The 19,155-nt window shown below is 62.3% G+C and carries 18 protein-coding genes; 14 read left to right on the plus strand and 4 right to left on the minus strand.

Annotated elements, in window-relative coordinates; genetic code table 11:
* Window positions 1-14: 14 nt before the first annotated feature.
* A complete protein-coding gene (locus V6607_RS13225) occupies window positions 15-1,139 on the minus strand; it encodes a PAS domain-containing sensor histidine kinase (RefSeq protein ID WP_087694281.1) in 1,125 nt (374 codons plus the stop codon).
* Between the two features lie 211 nt (window positions 1,140-1,350).
* Here V6607_RS13225 and V6607_RS13230 point away from each other — a divergent pair, with 211 nt between their 5' ends.
* From V6607_RS13230 to feaR, 9 genes are all read left to right on the plus strand, one after another.
* Window positions 1,351-2,499, plus strand: a complete 1,149-nt coding sequence (locus V6607_RS13230) for an acyl-CoA dehydrogenase family protein (RefSeq protein WP_003208868.1) — start codon at window positions 1,351-1,353, stop codon at window positions 2,497-2,499.
* A 17-nt stretch (window positions 2,500-2,516) separates the two neighbouring features.
* Entirely contained in the window at window positions 2,517-2,888 is a 372-nt protein-coding gene (locus V6607_RS13235; protein WP_003208867.1) for a hypothetical protein, read from the plus strand.
* A 3-nt stretch (window positions 2,889-2,891) separates the two neighbouring features.
* The gene (locus tag V6607_RS13240; RefSeq protein WP_134326262.1) at window positions 2,892-3,362 is read left to right on the plus strand and encodes a nuclear transport factor 2 family protein; all 471 of its coding nucleotides are present in this window, start codon (window positions 2,892-2,894) and stop codon (window positions 3,360-3,362) included.
* On the plus strand, window positions 3,359-4,486 hold the full coding sequence (locus V6607_RS13245) for an amidase (RefSeq protein WP_134326263.1): 1,128 nt from the start codon (window positions 3,359-3,361) through the stop codon (window positions 4,484-4,486). Before V6607_RS13240 ends, V6607_RS13245 begins: the two co-directional genes overlap by 4 nt.
* A gap of 24 nt (window positions 4,487-4,510) precedes the next feature.
* On the plus strand, window positions 4,511-5,794 hold the full coding sequence (locus V6607_RS13250; protein ID WP_087694279.1) for an aromatic ring-hydroxylating dioxygenase subunit alpha: 1,284 nt from the start codon (window positions 4,511-4,513) through the stop codon (window positions 5,792-5,794).
* Complete coding sequence (locus tag V6607_RS13255; protein ID WP_008431075.1) at window positions 5,791-6,282, plus strand: aromatic-ring-hydroxylating dioxygenase subunit beta; 492 nt, start codon at window positions 5,791-5,793, stop codon at window positions 6,280-6,282. Before V6607_RS13250 ends, V6607_RS13255 begins: the two co-directional genes overlap by 4 nt.
* A gap of 139 nt (window positions 6,283-6,421) precedes the next feature.
* Entirely contained in the window at window positions 6,422-7,162 is a 741-nt protein-coding gene (locus V6607_RS13260) for an SDR family oxidoreductase (RefSeq protein ID WP_003208858.1), read from the plus strand.
* 100 nt (window positions 7,163-7,262) lie between these two features.
* Complete coding sequence (locus V6607_RS13265) at window positions 7,263-8,213, plus strand: PDR/VanB family oxidoreductase (RefSeq protein WP_134326264.1); 951 nt, start codon at window positions 7,263-7,265, stop codon at window positions 8,211-8,213.
* Window positions 8,214-8,273: 60 nt separating this feature from the next.
* Complete coding sequence (gene feaR, locus V6607_RS13270; RefSeq protein ID WP_134326265.1) at window positions 8,274-9,194, plus strand: transcriptional regulator FeaR; 921 nt, start codon at window positions 8,274-8,276, stop codon at window positions 9,192-9,194.
* A gap of 147 nt (window positions 9,195-9,341) precedes the next feature.
* Here feaR and V6607_RS13275 read toward each other — a convergent pair whose 3' ends face one another.
* On the minus strand, window positions 9,342-9,947 hold the full coding sequence (locus V6607_RS13275) for a response regulator (RefSeq protein WP_003212609.1): 606 nt from the start codon (window positions 9,945-9,947) through the stop codon (window positions 9,342-9,344).
* Window positions 9,948-10,166: 219 nt separating this feature from the next.
* On the opposite strand from V6607_RS13275, the gene hpaC reads away from it, so the two are divergent.
* Window positions 10,167-10,679 carry a 4-hydroxyphenylacetate 3-monooxygenase, reductase component gene (gene hpaC, locus V6607_RS13280; RefSeq protein WP_003212611.1) on the plus strand — a complete coding sequence of 171 codons (513 nt, stop codon included), beginning with the start codon at window positions 10,167-10,169 and terminating at the stop codon, window positions 10,677-10,679.
* Window positions 10,680-10,809: 130 nt separating this feature from the next.
* Here the strand turns inward: hpaC and V6607_RS13285 are convergent, their stop codons facing one another.
* Window positions 10,810-12,951 (minus strand): methyl-accepting chemotaxis protein, encoded by a 2,142-nt coding sequence (locus V6607_RS13285; protein WP_102368722.1) that lies wholly within the window; start codon window positions 12,949-12,951, stop codon window positions 10,810-10,812.
* Between the two features lie 53 nt (window positions 12,952-13,004).
* Complete coding sequence (locus V6607_RS13290; protein WP_003212614.1) at window positions 13,005-14,327, minus strand: hypothetical protein; 1,323 nt, start codon at window positions 14,325-14,327, stop codon at window positions 13,005-13,007.
* 226 nt (window positions 14,328-14,553) lie between these two features.
* On the opposite strand from V6607_RS13290, the gene V6607_RS13295 reads away from it, so the two are divergent.
* From V6607_RS13295 to V6607_RS13310, 4 genes are all read left to right on the plus strand, one after another.
* On the plus strand, window positions 14,554-14,943 hold the full coding sequence (locus tag V6607_RS13295) for a c-type cytochrome (protein ID WP_003212617.1): 390 nt from the start codon (window positions 14,554-14,556) through the stop codon (window positions 14,941-14,943).
* Window positions 14,944-14,956: 13 nt separating this feature from the next.
* On the plus strand, window positions 14,957-16,447 hold the full coding sequence (locus tag V6607_RS13300; RefSeq protein ID WP_008431084.1) for an aldehyde dehydrogenase family protein: 1,491 nt from the start codon (window positions 14,957-14,959) through the stop codon (window positions 16,445-16,447).
* Window positions 16,448-16,604: 157 nt separating this feature from the next.
* Window positions 16,605-17,732 (plus strand): IS481 family transposase, encoded by a 1,128-nt coding sequence (locus tag V6607_RS13305; RefSeq protein WP_338739149.1) that lies wholly within the window; start codon window positions 16,605-16,607, stop codon window positions 17,730-17,732.
* A 913-nt stretch (window positions 17,733-18,645) separates the two neighbouring features.
* Window positions 18,646-19,155 (plus strand): sigma-70 family RNA polymerase sigma factor, encoded by a 510-nt coding sequence (locus tag V6607_RS13310; protein WP_102606099.1) that lies wholly within the window; start codon window positions 18,646-18,648, stop codon window positions 19,153-19,155.

The following is a 19,155-nucleotide window of genomic DNA, read 5'->3' on the forward strand; positions in this document are numbered from 1 at the left end:
TATACCCCCCCATCTCAAGACCCCACCAAAGGCAACGAAAAACTGAACACCGCCCCACACGGCTCCAGATTCTGCGCCCAGATATCCCCCTGATGCCGACCAATGATGTTCTTGCACAACGCCAGCCCAATCCCGTTACCACCCACCTTCGACGAAAAGAACCCGTCAAAGATTTTCTCCCGAGCCACAGCCTGAATCCCGCGTCCACAATCCTCGACACTCAACCGCGCCACGTTTCCATCACGGCAGGCATGCAGCCGCAGCACCCGACGTTCGACGGGCAGCTCGCTCATCTCTTCAATAGCATTGAATGCCAGGTTCAGAATCACCTGCCCGATCAGCACTTTTTCACAAAGCACCATCAGCGGTTCAATACTGGGGAACAGTTCCAGCCGCACCTGACTCGGCTCGGCCCGCAGGCTGATGAAATATCGGGTTTCCTGCAGCAACTCATTGAGGTCCACCCACTCCGCGCTCTGCTCCAGCTTGACCACATAATCACGCACACTCTTGATGATCGTTGACGCATGCTCGACCTGCCGCACAGCACTTTGCAGCCCCCAGTTCACCCCCTGGTCGGCACTGTGGGTATCGCCCAGACGAATCAAAACCCCCTCGATAAAGTTGCGCGTGGCCGCCAGTGGCTGGCTCAACTCATGAGCAATCGCCACCGCCATCTCGCCCATGGCGTTGTATCGGGCCAGGTACTCAAGCTGCTGTTCACTGACACGCCGGGCTTCCTCGGCGCGGATCAGGTCCCGCTTCACCTTGTCTTCCCGGGAAATATCCCGGAACTGCACCATCAGCACGTCGCGCCCGTCCAGGTGCACCAGCGTCGCGACCGCTTCCGAAAGAATCTCCACCCCGGCCTTGGAGCGATAACACCACTCGATGGTGCGCTGGCCACTGCGGGCCGCGCGCTCAAGCCAACGCAAGCCGATGGAGCGCTTGTACTTCGGTGCGTCCCGGGTCATGTCCGGGGCCTTGAGCGGGATCAGTTCTTCCAGGGTAAACCCCAGCGCCGACAGCGCCGCGGTGTTGGCCCAGAGGATGTCCTTGCTCTGCGCATCGTGAAGGATGGTGCAGATCGGCATGGCTTCGATCAGGGTGTGGAAATCATTGTTATTGGGTAGGTACATCGCGTAGCCCTTGGCGGTGGAGGGGACGACTACGGTGGCAAGTTATACCGGTTTGCATCCGGGGGCACGCTCAGAAGTAATCGGGGGCGCACTAGGGGATTTCTTTAGCCGGTGGGCTGCACGCCCCAATAGTTGACGGTGGTCGGGCTTTTTACACTGGACCTATCAACGCCCGACACGGCGTCCATAACAACTACAACGGAGAAAGCCCATGCTGCGTTCGGCCCTCGTGCAACCAGACGCTTTACCCGACGTGCAGCCCACGCTGTTCCAGCAGGTGCTCGATGAAGTGCGCCAGCGCCGCGACGAGTTCGACGCCGGCTCCCACGTGCCACGGGACATGATCGAACGCTTCAAGCAGGTGGGCATCTACCGGGCGGCCACGCCCCGTTGTTTCGGCGGCGATGCCCTGGCCCCCGCAACGTTCTTGCAGATGATCGAGCGCATATCCGAAGCCGATGGCTCTGCCGGCTGGGTTGCCAGCTTCGGCAGCGCCGGGGTGTATCTTGCGGCCTTGCCCCAGGAAACCCTCGCCGAACTGTACGCCGACAGCCCCGACCTGGTGTTTGCCGGTGGCCTGTTCCCGCTGCAGCCGGCGGAAACCGTCGAGGGCGGCTGGCAGGTCAACGGCACCTGGAAGTTTGCCAGCGGCTGCAAAGGCGCCGACCTGCTGGGCGTGGGCATCGGTGCGGCGGGCGGCAAGCCACGCACTGCCGTGTTCAAGCCCGGCCAGGTTGAAATCATCGAAAACTGGGACGTGGTCGGCCTCAAGGGCACCGGCAGCCATGACCTGCGAGTTACCGACCAATACATCGACGAGCGCTGGACCTTCATCCGTGGCGGCGCCGCCACCATCGACGAGCCGCTGTTTCGTTATCCCTCGATTGCCTACGCCGCACAGGTGCTGGCGGTGGTCAACCTCGGCCTGGCCCGCGCGGCCCTCGATGAAATCAGCGCCATGGCCAGCGGCAGCGGCATCACCGGCGCACCGAAACTGGCGGACCGCGCCTACGTGCGCATCGAAATCGCCAAGGCCGAAGCCCGGCTGAGCGCCGCTCGGGGCTTTTTCTACGGCGCCACCGAACAAGTGTGGAACTCGATCCTCGCCGGCAACCCGGTCACGGCCGAGCAAACCAGCTTGCTGCGCCTGACCGCCATTCACGTGTCCCAGGCCGGCGCCGCCGTGGTGCAGAGCGCATACAGCCTGGCGGGCACCACCGCGATCTACCTGCGCCACCCGCTGCAACGCTACCTGCGCGACGCCATGGTGGTGACCCAGCACGCCTTCCTCAGCGAAGGCCTGTACGACGGCGCGGGCTCGGTGTTCCTCGGCGTTCCTCCATTTCCTGGCTACATCTGACTTTCAAGGAACAACCCATGTCCCAAGCCACTCAAGAACCGCTGCGCGTCGTCTTCTGCATCGGCATCACCCAGAACTTTTTCGACCTGCCTACCGGCGAAGGCCTGAGCGTGTGGAAAGGCTTCAGCCAGATGATGGGCGACCTCGGCGCCATGCCGGGCATCAACGTGCTGGGGGCGATGGATGACGACCGCTTGATGGTCGGCCCGTCGACCACCTCGCCGTGGACCGTCTACATCATGGCCGACGTCGACTGCCACCAGTCGGTGATCGACGCCTGCAACCTGTTCCGTACCACGCCGGTGGGTGAATACAGCCTGTGGCGCTACGCCAAGGTTGAAGCACGGATCGGCCGCCCGCTGACCATTCCCGAAGCGGCCAGGGTGTGAGCCATGGACCTGTTGCAGCGTGTTGAAACCCTTGAAGGGGAGAGCCAGGTAAGGCGCTTGATGGCGCGCTACATGGACCTGTGCGACGTGCCCCGGGCGGCGACCAACGTTCGCGAGTTGGCCGAGCTGTTCACCGTGGATGCGGTGTGGGAAGGCATTGGCACAAGTACCGCGCAGACCTTCGGCCAGCATCAGGGGCGCGACGCGGTGGCGGCGTTTGTCGGCAGCTACCTGCCACCGTCGGAACACTTTGCGCTGAACCTGCATTACCTCACCAGTGAGTCGATCCAGGTAGACGGCAGCGCGGCTGCAGGGCAGTGGATCATGCAACAGATTTCCACCTACGCCGACCAGCGCAGCGAGTTGTTCGGCACGCGGCTGACCATCGATTTTCGCCGTGTCGACGGCACCTGGCTGATCGCGCATTTCCGTACGCAGCGCCTGTTCAATAGCATGTTGGGGGTGAACCCATGAGTACCTTCGTCAGCGAATTTTTACTCGGTGGCAGCGGCCGACGCGTGGCCATCAAGGATTCCATCGACATCGCCGGGTATCCGACCCGCTCGGGCAGTCGTGCCTTTGCCGATGCTCCGCCGGCGACGCGGCATGCGCACGTGGTGCAGGCGGTCCTGGATGCCGGCTGGCAGATCGTCGGCAAGACCAGCCTGCATGAACTGGCATTTGGCGTCACCGGCATCAACGACTGGAGCGGTACGCCCGTCAATCCCCAGGCGCCGGACCGGGTGCCGGGCGGCTCCTCCAGCGGTTCGGCCGCGGCGGTTGCGGCGGGCCTGGCGGATATCGCCATTGGTACCGACACCGGCGGCTCGGTGCGGGTGCCGGCGGCGTGCTGCGGGATTGCCGGGTTGAAACCGACCTATGGCCGAGTCAGCCGCACTGGCGCGCAACCGGCGGTATCCAGCCTCGATTGCGTCGGGCCGTTTGCCGCGAACATGCAGGACCTGATTGCCGCGATGCAGGTGATTTGCCCGGGTTTCCAGGCACAGGCGGCGCCGTCCGGCAGCGTGCCGGTGGGCTTTCTGGATGTGGCCTGTGAGCCATGGCTGAAGGCGAGCCTGATGGCTGCCGTCGACGCGGCCGGCTGGCGTCAGCAGCGTCTGCATCTGGACGACTTTGACACGGCGTTCGGCGCCGGCCTTACGGTGATTAACGTCGAAAACTGGGCAGCCTTCGGTCACCTCACCGGCAAGGGCCTGATCGGTGCGGATGTCGAACAACGCTTGTTGGCTGCCAGCCGCACCAGCGCTGCTGATTTGGCCGCAGCCGAAGTCGTGCGCACCCGCTTCAGCCACCAGGTGGACGCCGCGCTCGAAGAATTCTCCGTGTTGCTGCTGCCGACGATGCCGGACCTGCCGCCGACCCTGGCCGAAGCCCGCAACGGCAGCCAGGCCGTGGCCCGCATGACGCCATTGGTGCGGCCATTCAACCTCAGCGGCCACCCGGCGTTGACGGTGCCGGTGACCCTGGCCGACAGCGGGCTGAAGGTCGGGCTACAGATTATCGGCCGTAAGGGCCAGGACGAATGGGTGTGTGCCCTCGGCGCACAACTGCAGCAGAGCATCACGGCTCGCCAATAAGAACAACGCCTTGAGGAGGGCTCCATGAGTACCCATGAATACCGGCTGATTGCCAAATCAAAAAGCCTCGACGAGTTGGTCAAGCACGATCGCGTCGACGTCTCGCTGTACAACGACCCGGCGCTGTTCGAGGCCGAACTGGAAAAGATCTTCTACCGCACCTGGGTCTGGGTCGCCCATGAAAGCGAAGTGCGCAACAGCGGCGACTTCAAGACCGCGACCATTGGCCGGCGCCCGGTGATTGTGGTGCGCGACAAGAAAGGCGCGATCAACGTGCTGGAAAACCGCTGCCGCCACCGTGGCGCCACGGTTTGCGAGAAGCACAAGGGCAACGCCAGCGGCTTCACCTGCCCGTATCACAGCTGGTCCTATGGCTTGGACGGCAAGCTGCGGGCGCTGCCTTACCCGGACGGCTACGAAGGCATCCTGGAAAAGTCCGAGTTACCCCTGACCAGCCTGCGGGTGGACAGCTACGCCGGGATGGTATTCGCCAGCTACAACGACGATATCGAACCGTTGGCCGACTTCCTCGGCGGCGCCAAACACTGGATGGACCTGTTCATGAAGCAGGGCGCCGGCTACCCGATCAAGACCCAGGGCGAACACAAGTTCAGCTTCAAGGGCAACTGGAAGATCCAGCTGGAAAACACCACCGACGGCTACCACTTCCCGATCGTGCACAAGTCGTTCATGTCGTCGGTGGACGCCGAGACCTCGGAAATGCTCTCGTTCATGACCGACGAGCAGGCCGTCACCCATTCCCTGGGCAATGGCCACAGCGTGATGGTGATGGTGCCCGAGCATGTCGACCTGGACCACGACGACGGTACCGAGCAATTGCAGGAGCGTTTCGCCCACGTCACCGAAGAACTGTCGAAAACCATGGAGCCGGCCCAGGTGCGACGCATCGTGCGCTCGCTGCACGGCGCCGGGTTCAACCTCAACCTGTTTCCCAATGTCGCCATGTCGATGTCGTTCTTCCGGGTGCTGCGCCCGGTGTCGGTCACCGAGACCGAAATCCGCCACGTCGCCCTGGGCATGGAGGGCGGCCCACAGGTTGCCAACCGCGAGCGCCTGCGCATCCACGAACACTTCCAGGGCCCGTTCGGCTTTGGCAGCCCCGACGACGCCGAAGCCTGGGACCGGGTGCAACGCGGCTCGTATGCCGGCGTGGACGCACCGATCCTGGTCAACCGTGGCCTGAACCGCGAAGTGCTGGCCGACAACGGCGACAAGGTATCCCACGCCACTGATGAAGGCGGCATGCGCGGGGCCTATGACATGTGGAAAAGGATGATGAGCCAATGAACACCCTGACTGGTTTTACCGCACCGCTGGCCCAGGCCATCGAATTCATCTGGCGTGAAGCCGAACTGCTGGACCACAAGGACTACGTGCAATGGGCCGCGTTGTGGAGCGAGAGCGGGCGCTACGTCGTGCCGATCGACCCGGACACCGAGGATTTTGAAGCCAACCTCAACTATGCCTATGACGATGCGCGCATGCGTGACCTGCGCATCGAACGGCTGACGGCGGGGTATTCACCGTCGGCGGTGGATGCGGCGAAAACCGTGCGCAGTGTGTCGCGATTCACCCTGGTGGAAGCGGCGGGCGAGGTGGTGGAGGTTAACTGTGCGCAGCTGCTGTACGCCTACAAGCGCGGAGTACACACGCCGTTTGTGGCCGACCTGAATTACCGCATCCGGTTCAGCGCCGGGGTCGCGACCCTGGAGCGCAAGGTGGTGCGGCTGATCAATTCCACCGACAGCCTGAGTGCGCTCGGCTTTCTGTTGTAAGCACGATTCAAACAACGACACAAAACCAATGTGGGAGCGGGCTTGCTCGCGAATGCGGTGGATCAGTCGCCACATGCATTGACTGACACACCGCATTCGCGAGCAAGCCCGCTCCCACAGTTGAGATGAGGACATCCTGATGAACCGAATCGCGCTTGTAACCGGCGCCTCCCGTGGCCTCGGCGAATGCATCGCCCGGCGCCTGCACGCCGCAGGCTACCGCGTGGGCCTGGCGGATGTGCACCTGGACGGCGTGCAGCGCCTGGCCTCTGAACTCGACAACCGCGGCGAAACCGCCGTCGCCATCGAGCTGGATGTGCGCAACAAGGCCGATTTTATTCGCGCCCGGGACTTGCTCAGCGAGCGCTGGGGCGGCACCGATATTCTGGTGAACAACGCCGGGGTGTCGAAAGTTGCGGCGCTGATGGACATCACACCCGAGGAATTCGACGAATCGATGGCGATCAACCTGCGGGGCACGTTCGTGGCCTGCCAGGTGTTTGGTGCGCATTTCGCCGAACGAGGGTTCGGGCGCATCGTCAATATCGCCTCCCTCGCCGGGCAAAACGGCGGAACTGCCACTGGCGCGCATTACGCCGCGGCCAAGGGCGGCGTGGCTACGCTGACCAAGGTCTTCGCCCGTGAACTGGCGCCCCGGGGCGTGACGGTCAACAGCATTTCGCCAGGCCCGCTTGATTTGCCGGTAGTGCGCGAAACCGTGGCGCCGGAGCGCCTGGAGCAGATCCTCAAGATTATCCCGACGGGCACCCTCGGCGACCCGCACACCATCGCCGACACCGTGCTGCTGTTGATCGCCGACCACGCCGCCTCGATCACGGGCGCGTGCTGGGACATCAACGGCGGGCTGTTCATGCGCTAGTCATCGCCGAAGAGAGTGGGCCTGCTGCGCAGTCCAGCGGGAGCAAGCTCCCTCGCCACAGGTTAGCGTTCAACCGAAACAACAGGATTCAGGTGCTGCAATGATGAAGGTGAAGATCGAACGCATCGTCGATGAAGCGCTGGATATCCGTTCCTTTCGCCTCGTGCGCAGTGACGGCCAGCCCCTCGACAGTTATGAGCCCGGGGCCCATGTGGACCTCACCGGGCCAACCGGCGTCACCCGCCAGTATTCGCTGTGCAGCCCGCCCCACGATGGCCGCGCTTACCTGGTGGCGGTGAAGAAAGAGGCGCAATCCCGTGGCGGCTCCCTGGCCCTGCATGAGCAGGTGCAGGAGGGCATGGAGCTGGAGATGGGCGCGCCGCGCAACCTGTTCCGCCTCGACCCGGAGGCGCCGGCCCATGCGCTGTTTGCCGCCGGTATCGGGGTGACGCCGCTGTTGAGCATGGCCTATCGACTGGCCGACAGCGGCCAGCCGTGGCGCCTGCACTATTTTGCACGTTCGGCGCAGTACGCGGCGTTTACCCAGCTGTTGGCCGATACATTCGGCGAGCATGTGCAGTTTCACTATGGCGTCGAGCCGGGCGCGCTGGATGCGGCCTTGAGTACCTGCCTGGAGCAGGCGGGCGCGGCTGCCCACGTCTACACCTGCGGCCCCGCGCCGTTCATGCACAAGGTGGTGGAAGTGGCGGCCCGCAGCCGTCCCGAGGAAGCGATCCACCTGGAGCACTTCCAGGCCGACCCAGCGGTGAATGTCGGGCCCAGCGGTGGTTTCGAGGTGGAGCTGGCCAGCTCCGGCGTGGTGCTGCAAGTACCGGCGAATACCAGCCTGGTGGACGTATTGCAGGCCCACGGTTGCGACATCGACACCGAGTGCCGCGAAGGCCTCTGCGGCACCTGCATTGTCGAGGTGCTGGAAGGCGTGCCCGAGCACCGTGACAATTGCCTGTCGACCAAGGAGAAGGCCGCCAACCGGCAGATTTGTGCGTGTGTTTCCCGGGCGGTTTCCGCTCGTCTGGTATTGGATATTTGATCGGCGCTACCCGTAAGATTGCTGGGACCAAAAAAATAAAAAACGTGAGGCCTTGCGGTCATGATGAGTTCAACGGTGCAACGTAACGAATCGTTCGAGCGTTGGTTACAGCAGGTTAACCTGGCCTGTGGACGCTTCGATGCCAGGGCCCTGGGCGCGGGGTTTTATGGGGAATTGAGCGAGTTTCGCAGCGGCGCGATCAAGCTCAGCGTGGTCGATATGGCCCAGGTGCATCTGTATCGCAGCAGCAAGGAAGTCAGTACGGGCAATGAAGGGCACTACTACGCGGTGTTCCAGTTGCAGGGCAGCGCGCAGCTGGAACAGGGCGACAACCGTGCGCAACTGGGCTGCGGTGACATCGCCCTGATCGACGCCTGCCGCCCCAGTGACATGACCTACCACGACAACTCCCGGCAATTGTCGCTGATCCTGCCGCGCCAGGTAGTGGAGCGCGGTTCGCACTTCACGGCGGTCAACTGCGCGACGCGGATCTCGGCGCGCACGCCGTTGGCGCTGATGGCCAGCCAGATGGTGCTCGACACCCGCCAGCAAAACGACCTGGGCATGCAGGAAAGCGAAGCCGTGCTGGATGCATTGGTCAGCCTGCTGCTGCCGGGGATCAGCGCCCGGGACAACGGCGTGGACACCCAGGAACGGCAGTTTCGCAAGACCATCGCCTACATCGATGCGCACATCGGCGCCGAAGAACTCTGCCCGGAGCTGATCGCCCGGGAAGTCGGGGTATCGGTGCGCGGGCTGTACCGGATGTTTTCCAAGCGCGGGCTGGTGGTGGCGCAATACATCAAGCACCGACGCCTGGATTTCTGCGCCGAAACCCTGCGCCATTCGCCGGCGGAGCAGAAGCTGTCGGCACTCTGTTATGCCTGGGGCTTCTCCGACTCCAGCTACTTCTCATCGGCGTTCAAGTCGCGCTTTGGCGTGTCACCGGGCGAGTACCGCAAGCGCTATAGCCATCATTGATGCGTGCCGCTCCCGAACCTGGAATGCATTTTCCTGTGGGAGCCGGGCTTGCCCGCGATGCAGGCCACTCGGTCTGACAGGTACACCGCCGCGATCCCTTCGCAGCCTCGCCAAGGCTCGACAGCTCCCACATTCAATCATCGCGCCCTAGGGATACAACACCTCGCGGACCAGCATGGCGATGCTGGTCACGCCCATCTTTTCCTTGATCTTGGTGCGGTGCACGTCAACGGTCTTCACGCTGATGTTCAGCTCGCGGGCAATCACCTTGCTCGCCTTGCCGTCCACCACCAGCATCAACACTTCTCGCTCCCGGCTCGTCAGCAGCGCCAGCTTGCCTTGCAGGTGCTCGCGCTGTTCCTGGTCGGCCTGGGCCTGTACAGCGGTCTTCAGCGCGGCCTGGATGCGGTCGATCATCTGTTGCGGGTTGTAGGGCTTCTCGACGAAATCCAGCGCGCCGTTTTTCATTGCGGTGACCGACATCGGTATGTCGCCGTGGGCCGACACGAAGATGGTCGGCAAGGTACTGCCGCGCCGGTTGAGGATCTCCTGCAACTGGAAGCCGCTGGTCTGCGGCATGCGCACGTCCAGCACCAGGCAGGCGGGCTGGCGCGGGTCGTAGTGCGCAAGGAACTCTTCGGCCCCGGCGAAACATTGGGCCTTTACGCTGACCGACTCCAGCAGCCAGGCCAGCGAGGTACGCAGGTCTTTGTCGTCATCAACGATGTAAACAATCGGTGTGCGAATTTCCATCAGGGACTGCCACGAGAATTTCTAATTATTGTTTTCGCACGCGGGCACGCTGCGGCGGACATTGGCTCATCTGTGGAGCCTTGCCAGCAGAATACCCAGTGTGAACGGCCCTGACGATAAAGAAACCACCTAGTCGGCATGGGGATCGTCTGAATGGTCGCGCCGCACGGGGCGTCTTAGTCTTGTGGCATCACCCACGGACCGTAAAGGGGCACCGACATGGCCGACCTGAGCCAGCAGCAAATCGACTTTCGCAACGCCATGGCGCAACTGCCGGCCGCGGTGAACATCATCACCACCAACGGCCCGGGCGGGCGTTGCGGGATCACGGCGAGTGCGGTGTGCTCGGTGACGGATTCGCCACCCACGGTGTTGGTGTGCGTGAACCGCGGGAGTGCGACCCATGATGTGTTCCGTACCAATGGGCAGCTGTGCGTGAACGTGCTGTGCGGGGAGCAGGAAGAGCTGGCGCGGCACTTTGCCGGGATGACCCAGGTGCCCATGGCGGAGCGGTTTGCCTGGGACCTGTGGGACGGAGGCGAGGCGGGGGTGCCGGTGCTGCGGGATGCGCTGGTGCAGCTGGAAGGGCGTATCAGTGAGTGCAAGGAGGTAGGGTCGCATTCGGTGATGTTCGTGGAGTTGTCGCGGGTTGGGGTGCGGGGGCAGGGCGACAGCCTGGTGTACTTCAACCGGCTGTTTCACCGGATTGAGCATGCTGGCGCCCATTGCTGAAGGTTCAGGAGATCAAATGTGGGAGCGGGCTTGCTCGCGAAGGCGGTGTATCAGAAACCTATTCAGTGGCTGACACTCTGTCTTCGCGAGCAAGCCCGCTCCCACATGGGGCCTGCGGGGCAGTTGTTGGTCAGATGCGAAAGCTGCCCACCAGCTGATTCAAGCGTTCCGCTTCACGCTCAAGCTCGGTACAGGCCTGCAGCGTCGACTGCAGGTTTTCCACCCCGGCCTGGTTCAGCATATTGATCTCGGTAATGTCCACATTCAGCGCTTCCACCACCGACGTCTGTTCCTCGGTCGCCGCCGCTACCGACTGGTTGACGTTATCAATCTCGCCAATCCTCTGCGTCACACTGGCCAGCCGCGTACCTGCCAGGTTGGCGATGCTCACGCTTTCCTCGCTGTGCTGCTGGCTCTCGGTCATGGTGCTGACGGATTCCCGTGCGCCCACCTGCAACTCTTCGATCATCTGCTGAATCTCCAGCGCCGACTCCTGGGTGCGATAGGCCAGGCTGCGCACCTCATCGGCCACCACCGCAAACCCGCGCCCGGCCTCACCGGCCCGGGCCGCTTCAATGGCGGCGTTCAGTGCCAGCAGATTGGTCTGCTGGGAGATGCCCTTGATCACCTCCAGGATTTGCCCGATGTTCACCGTCTTGTGATTCAGCGCATCGATGTGCACGCACGAGGCGCTGATCTTGCCCGACAGTTCATTCATCACGGCAATCGTGCGCTCCACCACCTGGCGCCCGTCCTCAGCCTGTTGCCGGGCGCCGGAGGCTTGCTGCGAAGCATCGGAGGCATTACGGGCGATTTCCTGGGCGGCGGCGCCCAGTTCGTTGATCGCCGCCGCGACACTGTTGGTGCGGGTCGCCTGTTCATCGAAGTTGTTCAGCGAGGAATTCGAGGCCAGCAACACCCGCTTGACCACCTGGTTAACCCCGAGCCCCGCTGAAGACACTTCGCGAATTGACTGGTGGATGCGTTCGACAAAACGGTTGAAGGCGCTGGCCAACTGGCCGATTTCGTCCCGGGATTGCACCTCCAGCCGCCGCGTCAGGTCGCCTTCGCCCCGGGAAATGTCCTCCATCACCCGGGTCAGGGTTTGCAGCGGCCGGGTGATGCGCAGCGCGGCGTACCAGATCAACAGCAGGCCGAGCAGGGCCGAGCCGCCACCCAGCAGCAGTTCCAGGGCGGTGCTTTTCACCCCTTGGGCATCGAGTTGCTGTTGCAGCGCAGTGACCGGCGCCAGCAGCACCGACTGCGGCACACCCACCAGAACGCCCCACGGTGCGGCACCGGCAATCGGTGCCAGCGGTTCGAGTAGCTTGATTTGCTGTTGATCGACAAAGGTTTGCGGTTGCCCCTGGCGCAACGCGTCCAGTACCTGGGCGCCATCGTGCATGACTTCGCTGATCGGCTGCCCGAGGCGGCTGGCGTCCTCGCTGTAGGCGGAAATCACGCCTTCGGGGCTGACGATGCTGACTTGCCCGTGGCCGTCGAAGAGTTGCCCGGCGCTGGTATGGCTGGCCTGTTGCAAGGCCGCCAGGTTGATGTCCAGGCCAATCACCGCGATCACCTTGCCGTGCTCCATCAGTGGGAACGCAATGCTGGTCACCAGCTTGCGGCTGCCGGAAGCCTCGTCGAAATACGGCTCCAGCACACAGGCCCTGGCGGTGTCGCGGGCGCAGGTGTAGAAGGCGTTGTACGGCGCGCCGCTGGGGCCGGGCGAGGTATTGGCCAGCAGCGCTTCGTCGCCGACTACCGCTGTCAGTTCACCCGGGGTGGCCTGCACCCAGTATTGGGCGAAGCGCCCGGCCTCGTTGCTGCCGACGGCGGCCTGGTCGACGAAGTGGGCATCGTCACCGTCCAGGGCATTGGCTTCGAAAATGACGTAAATCCCGAGCAGGTCGGGCTTGTCGACCAGGGCCTGGCGCAGCTGGGTATTCAGCTCCTGGCGCAACTCTGGGCGGGTCAGTTTGCCCTGTTGTTGCAGTTGCCGCAGGTACAGCACATAACGCGACAAGCCCTGGCCGTATTCATGGGTTTGCATGAAGGTGCGTTGCACCTGCATGGCCTGAACTTGCCCCAGTGCCTGCATGTGTTCCTTGGCGGCGGCAGCGAGCATGTCGCTGCTGGCCTGGGCCACGTGCTGGCTGCTCTGGTGGGTCTGGTACAGCGACAGGCTCATCAGCAGGCCGACCACCAATAACAGGCAGAGGCCGGCGAGCAGGGCGATCTTGCTCTGGATCGTGAGGAATTTCTTGTGCATTGCGAAGGCCTTGGCCAGGCGGGGCGATGGCGGCGCCACCGCCCCGGCCGGGCTTAGAAGTTAGTGGCGAACACCACTTGGCTGTAGAGGTTTTTATCGTGGTTGCCCAGCTGCGTGCCGCCTTGCTCGGCGCTCTTGTCCGGCTGGTACAGGCCGATCAGCGGCATCACCGTCAGGTGGTCGTTGACGTGCCATTCGGCGTACAGGTCCAGCTCGTGGCCGTCGTTGTTGCCGAGGTTGCGGTCGATGGTCTTGAAGTCGAACAACACCGCGCCGACGTTGAGGTTCTGCAGGGGCGAAACCTTGAACGTGACGTTCTGGATGCGTGAGTTGTTGTTGAACGGCCCGGCGTAGTTGCCCGCCACTTCACCCTGGAACCAGGTGCCGTAGCCACGGCTGAAACCGTAGAACAGCGGGTCGAAGCCTTCCGAGAAGCGGCTGTAGCGGTAGCTCACATACGGCGTCCAGGTCACGTCGGAGAAGGTCCAGCCAGCTTCCAGGTACCAGGCGTCTTCGTTGCCGGTGTGGGGCTTGTCCTGCCAGGCGTATTCGCCGGACAGGAACAGGTTGGTCACCCCGGCATTGCCCGTGGCCCGCAGGCTGTAGGTCTTCATGCCATCGCGTTCCAGCTGCGTGGGGGAGGCGTACTGCTTGTCGACGTCGGTGGTGTCGATGTACGTCAGCCCCACGGTGCCTTCGGCAGCCACGTGTTCGAGGGTGGCGACGTACATCTCGGTCTTGGCCTGGGCACGGTTATCGGACTTGAGCCACATCAGGTCGCTGCGCCAGCCGTCCTTTCCGCCCAGGCGCAACACGGCGGTTTCGTCGAAGGCCTTGCGGGCGGCGATGTAGTAGCCGCCGCCGCGATTGAGGTCGCCATCGGCCACGCCCTTGCCGAAGTTCAGCGCGTCGCCGTCAATCAGGAAACCGTCGCCGACCACGATGTTCTGGCGGCCGAAGGACAGGTCCACGCCATTCTCGCCCAGGGCCTCAAACAACTTGCCCGAGCGCCAGCCGAGGTAGGCGTCTTCGAATTTTGTGGTGCGCTCCGAACCGTCGCTGAAACCTGCGGCATCGCCGTCGCCCCAGGTGCCGGAACTCAGCAGGTTGGCCGCACCGTAGGTGGTGCCGGCGCCGCTGAAGCTTTTGTCGAAGCTCAGGCCGTACTTCACGTAGCCCTCGCGCCAGGACGAGGAGCCCTTGGCCAGGCGGCCGGATTGACTGTAGTTCTGCTGGCTGTGGAAGGCCCCGAATACCGCTTCCAGCGTGGCGTTCAGATGACTGCTGTCATCGGCGTACAGCTCATAAGCGCCGGCCGGGTTGGCACCGATCATCAGCGCGAGGGTCGAGAGACGAAGCAAGGGGGACTTGAGCATGGTGTGGCATCCATTCTTGTTCATGACCACAGGGTTGGGGTCTGCCGCGATACTAATGCTGGCGAAGTGACGTGCCTTTTGTCTGGTTGCCAAAGACTTGACTGTGCTTGCCAGAATCCACGGTTTGGCAGCCCGGCCAATACGACTGGCACGCAGGGCAAAACCCGAGCGACCTTGAGCCCTGACAATCGTCGGCAACTTCGATGATTTCCAAGGTCGTTTTTCTATGTTCACTGCACACAGATTTTCCCTGGCCGGCCTGCTGTCGCTGGTCCTGGCCCACAGCGCATTCGCCGCTGAATGCAGCCCTGACCAGAGCCGTGGCGCCCAGGTTTTCGCCAACGAATGCAGCGTGTGCCATGCGGTGGCGAAGGGCGGCGCGACAATGATGGGGCCGAACCTGGCAGGCGTTTACGGGCGTAAATCCGGCTCCCTGGCGGGCTTCAGCTACTCCCAGGCGATGCGTGACAAAAACGTCGAGTGGCAAGCCGAGACCATCGCGCAATTCATCACCCAACCCCAGGCGTTTGTGCCTGGCACCTACATGCCCTACATGGGCCTGGCTTCGGCCGACGATCGCCAAGCGGTCGCCTGCTTTCTCAAAGAACAACATTGAATACAGGTGAATCATGAGCAACGTTGAAATCCTGCCGCAGGTGGCTGCATTCCTGGACCGTCGTCATGGCTGCTTTATCGATGGCCAGTGGGTATTTGCCGAGGGCGAACACATCAAGGTGATCAACCCGGCCACCGGGCAAACCCTGTGCGAAACCCTCGACGCGCCGCTGCACGTGGTGGAGCAGGCGGTGCAGTCGTCCCATGCGGCGTTCAAGTCCCGCGTGTGGTCGGGATTGCGCCCGGCCGACCGTGAGCGGATTTTGCTGAACTTCACCGCATTGGTTGAGGCCCATGCCGAGGAGCTGGCGCAGCTGGAAACCCTGAGCCAGGGCAAGTCGATCAACCTGGCGCGGGGGCTGGATCTGAACGCCACGGTGGAGTTCATGCGCTACATGTCGGGCTGGGCGACCAAGATCGAAGGGCAGACCTTTGACGTGTCCATCCCTTTGCCGCCGGGGGCCAGGTTCACTGCGTTCACCAAGCGCGAGCCGGTGGGCGTGGTGGTGGGCATCGTGCCGTGGAATTTCCCGCTGCTGATTGCGGCCTGGAAATTGATGCCGGCGCTGGCGACCGGGTGCACGGTGATCATCAAGCCGGCGATGGAAACGCCGCTGACGGCGATGCGCCTGGCGGAGCTGGCGCTGGAGGCGGGGATTCCGGCGGGGGTGTTCAACGTGGTGACCGGCGGCGGTGCGTCGGTGGGGGGCGTTCTGACTGCTCATCCGTTGGTGAGCAAGGTGTCGTTTACCGGTTCGACTGCGGTGGGCAAGAGCGTGGGGGTGGCGTGCATGGAGAACATGACGCGGTTTGCCCTGGAGTTGGGGGGCAAGAATCCGATGATCGTGTTGGCGGATGCGGATATTGATAAGGCGATCCAGGGGGCGATCCTGGGTGGGTTGCTGAACAACGGGCAGGTGTGTGCGGCGGCTTCGCGCTTTTATGTGCATCGTTCGGTGTATGACCGGTTTGTCGAGGGGTTGGCGGCGGCGGTGTCGGCGATGCCGTTGGGGGCGGGGATGGATGGTGAGGCGGCGATTAATCCGTTGGTGTCGCGCAAGCAGCAGCAAGGGGTACTGCGCCATATCGAGCAGGCCCGGGCTGAAGGGGCGCGGGTGGTGATCGGTGGGGATGAGGTTGCGGGTGAGGGGTTTTATGTGCGGCCGACGATTTTGGCGGATATCGATCATGGGATGGCGGTGGCCCGGGAGGAGGTGTTTGGGCCGGTGTTGGGGGTGATGGCGTTTGATGATGAGGATGCGGTGATTGAGTTGGCCAATGACAATCGGTATGGGTTGGCGGCCAGTCTTTGGACCAATGATCTGGGTAAGGCGATGAACCTGGTGCCGCGGATCGAGGCGGGGACGGTTTGGGTGAATGCGCATGTGTTGCTGGACCCGGCGATGCCGTTTGGCGGGGTGAAGCAATCGGGGATGGGGCGGGAGTTTGGGCGGGCGGTGATTGAGGCTTATACCGAGCTGAAGTCGGTGTGTATTGCGCATTGATTGGGGGCATATCCGTTATTTAGGTCACGGCGACTTATGGTTTCGCTCTTACAGCGAGTCACTTTGCAAAAGCGTGTACGGACCGGACACATGGTTGACGGGTGTACGGGGACATGGTTGACACTTTTCGGCGAGCTAACTACGCCGGAAAACCATCATGCCCTGGAATACGAGAGACGCCATGAGCCTGAAAAAAGAGTTCGTTGCCTTAGCCCGGCAACCCGGCAGCAATAAACGAGAACTGTGTCGACGGTTCGGTATCAGTCCCCAAACCGCGTACAAGTGGCTCGGTCGCTACGAAGAACAAGGCCAGCAAGGTCTGCTGGAGAAATCCCGCAGGCCAGCCACTAGCCCAAAACTTACCGAGCCCGCGCTGGAGACTGAAGTCTTGGCAATTAGGCGGGAGCATCCAGCCTGGGGCGGCCGCACGATCAGCAATCTGTTAGATAAGCGTATCGCTCCTAGCACTGTCACCAATGTCTTACATCGCCATGGTTTGGTTCAAACGGTCCCAAAAGAGTTACAGGCAGCAAGGTTGAGGTTTGAACACGACGCGCCCAATGATCTTTGGCAGATGGATTTCAAAGGGCATTTCCCAACGCAACAAGGCCGATGCCATCCGCTAACTGTTTTGGACGACCATTCTCGTTTCAACTTGGCAATCAAAGCCTGTGCCAACGAGCGCACAGCCACGGTACAGGAGCAGTTGATCGCGGTTTTTCGGCGCTACGGTTTACCAGCTCGCATCAACGTCGATAACGGGCCCCCATGGGGCTCTCCGCGTAATCCGGGGGAGATCACGGAACTGAGTATCTGGCTCGTTCGCCTAGGTATCAGAGTAAGTTTCAGTCGGCCTTTCCACCCTCAAACCAATGGGAAAATCGAACGATTTCATCGGTCACTCAAGGCTGAAGTGCTCAACGGCCGCCATTTTCGGACGCTTGCAGAAGCGCAAACAAATCTTGATCAATGGCGAGAGGTTTATAACCATCAACGCCCTCATCAAGCCCTGGATTACAAGGTTCCAATGGACCGATACCGAGAAAGCCCCTGGGCTTATCCGGAGACGCTTTTGGCGTTTGAGTACGGGCCGGACGATTTAAAGGCCAAGGTTTATCACAGCCGATTTAAGTTTCAGAAGCGCTATTTCAGGATCGCCAAAGGCCTGGCCGGACATCACATCGCACTACGTCCCAACACTGAGAGTGACGGGCTATTTGACGTCTATTTCTGCCATCATTTTTTGCGAACGATCGACGTGAAACAGCCTGATTACGGTTCATAATGTGTCAACCATGTCCCCGCACATGTGTCCACCATGTGTCCGGTCCGTACAAAAAGCGGCAAAGTAACCAAAGCGCTCTGCCCCGCCTGTCGGCGCCTCGCCTAGGCTCGGCGTTCCCTCACTCCGGCATTGCTCCGCGGGCCGCCGCGACGGACCATCCATGGCCCGGCGCGGCTAAACCGGCGTCCTGCCGGTTTACCCGCTGCGCAATACCTGCGTTCGGCCTCGGGCTTATTGGGGCAGTCAGAGCAAGATCAAAAGCAAGAGCACGGCGGCCTACCGGCCGACCTGAGTGTTAAAAGCCAGATCAAAAACCAGAGCGAAAGCAGAGCTGCTTTTCTGTAGGAGCTGGCTTGCCGGCGATGCAGACACCTCGGTGCATCAGGCACACCCAGTTGATGCCATCGCCGGCAAGCCAGCTCCTACATTTGAACCGTGCCCGCTTTAGCTTTTGATTTGGCTTTTAAACACTCAAGCCGGCCGGTAGGCCGCTGTGCTCTTGATCTGCTTTTGATCTTGATCTTGGGCGCCCCGTTAAACCACGCTGGCCGAACGCAGGCTTTGGAGCGTGGGTAACCCGGCAGGACGCCGGGTTAGCCGTCCTGGGCCAAGGATGGCCCATGACGGCGGCCCACGGTCCAAAGCCGGAGTGAGGGCACACCGAGCCTAAGCGAGGTGCCGAGTGGTGGGGCAAGAGCGTTTTGCTTACTTTTGCGCTTTTCAAAAGTGAGCCGCTGTAAGAGCGGAACCAATAGCAGCCGTGACCGCAGCAACGGATATGTACCCATAACCCCGCCATCCCCCCCGCTAGCCCCCCGCATTGCACCCGCAGCCCAGAGCCGATAGTCTTGCAAATCATTACCAGCCCAATCGCCCCAGCACCCCCGGGCCCATTGGGTAAAAGGAGAGGTTTGTGAACATCGGACAGTTCGCCTTTCAACGCCAGGTTGAAAATCTATACGTCGACCACAACGCCTGGCTACGTACCCTGTTGCGCCGCAAGCTGGGCAACGCATTAGACGCCGCCGACCTGGCCCACGACGTCTACCTGCAACTCATGCGCAAGGGCCAACTCCCGCCCACCGGCGAATCCCGGCGACACCTGACCCAGATCGCCAACGGCCTGGTCATCGACCTCTACCGCCGCCGCCAGATCGAATCCGCTTACCTGCAAGCCCTGGCCCTGTTGCCCGAACCCTGCGCCCCCGATGAAGAAACCCGCGCCCTGGCCATCGAGGCCCTGATCCAAATCGACGCCGCCCTGCACAGCCTGCCACCCAAGGCGCGCCAGGCCCTGTTGCTGTGCAAGCTCGATGGCCTGAGCTACCGCGAGATCGCCGCCGAGCTACAGGTCTCCGTCTCCTCGGTGGAAAAGTACATCGCCGCCGGCCTGCTGGCCTGCTACCAGACCCTGTACGGCTGA

This window comes from Pseudomonas sp. KK18 (assembly GCF_037094675.1).
GTDB lineage: Bacteria > Pseudomonadota > Gammaproteobacteria > Pseudomonadales > Pseudomonadaceae > Aquipseudomonas.

Excerpts from the sequence above, each read along its gene's own strand:
- V6607_RS13225 (WP_087694281.1), bottom strand. The coding sequence starts at position 1,139 with ATGTACCTACCCAATAACAATGATTTCCACACCCTGATCGAAGCCATG.
- V6607_RS13230 (WP_003208868.1), top strand. The coding sequence starts at position 1,351 with ATGCTGCGTTCGGCCCTCGTGCAACCAGACGCTTTACCCGACGTGCAG.
- V6607_RS13235 (WP_003208867.1), top strand. The coding sequence starts at position 2,517 with ATGTCCCAAGCCACTCAAGAACCGCTGCGCGTCGTCTTCTGCATCGGC.
- V6607_RS13240 (WP_134326262.1), top strand. The coding sequence starts at position 2,892 with ATGGACCTGTTGCAGCGTGTTGAAACCCTTGAAGGGGAGAGCCAGGTA.
- V6607_RS13245 (WP_134326263.1), top strand. The coding sequence starts at position 3,359 with ATGAGTACCTTCGTCAGCGAATTTTTACTCGGTGGCAGCGGCCGACGC.
- V6607_RS13250 (WP_087694279.1), top strand. The coding sequence starts at position 4,511 with ATGAGTACCCATGAATACCGGCTGATTGCCAAATCAAAAAGCCTCGAC.
- V6607_RS13255 (WP_008431075.1), top strand. The coding sequence starts at position 5,791 with ATGAACACCCTGACTGGTTTTACCGCACCGCTGGCCCAGGCCATCGAA.
- V6607_RS13260 (WP_003208858.1), top strand. The coding sequence starts at position 6,422 with ATGAACCGAATCGCGCTTGTAACCGGCGCCTCCCGTGGCCTCGGCGAA.
- V6607_RS13265 (WP_134326264.1), top strand. The coding sequence starts at position 7,263 with ATGATGAAGGTGAAGATCGAACGCATCGTCGATGAAGCGCTGGATATC.
- feaR (WP_134326265.1), top strand. The coding sequence starts at position 8,274 with ATGATGAGTTCAACGGTGCAACGTAACGAATCGTTCGAGCGTTGGTTA.
- V6607_RS13275 (WP_003212609.1), bottom strand. The coding sequence starts at position 9,947 with ATGGAAATTCGCACACCGATTGTTTACATCGTTGATGACGACAAAGAC.
- hpaC (WP_003212611.1), top strand. The coding sequence starts at position 10,167 with ATGGCCGACCTGAGCCAGCAGCAAATCGACTTTCGCAACGCCATGGCG.
- V6607_RS13285 (WP_102368722.1), bottom strand. The coding sequence starts at position 12,951 with ATGCACAAGAAATTCCTCACGATCCAGAGCAAGATCGCCCTGCTCGCC.
- V6607_RS13290 (WP_003212614.1), bottom strand. The coding sequence starts at position 14,327 with ATGCTCAAGTCCCCCTTGCTTCGTCTCTCGACCCTCGCGCTGATGATC.
- V6607_RS13295 (WP_003212617.1), top strand. The coding sequence starts at position 14,554 with ATGTTCACTGCACACAGATTTTCCCTGGCCGGCCTGCTGTCGCTGGTC.
- V6607_RS13300 (WP_008431084.1), top strand. The coding sequence starts at position 14,957 with ATGAGCAACGTTGAAATCCTGCCGCAGGTGGCTGCATTCCTGGACCGT.
- V6607_RS13305 (WP_338739149.1), top strand. The coding sequence starts at position 16,605 with ATGCCCTGGAATACGAGAGACGCCATGAGCCTGAAAAAAGAGTTCGTT.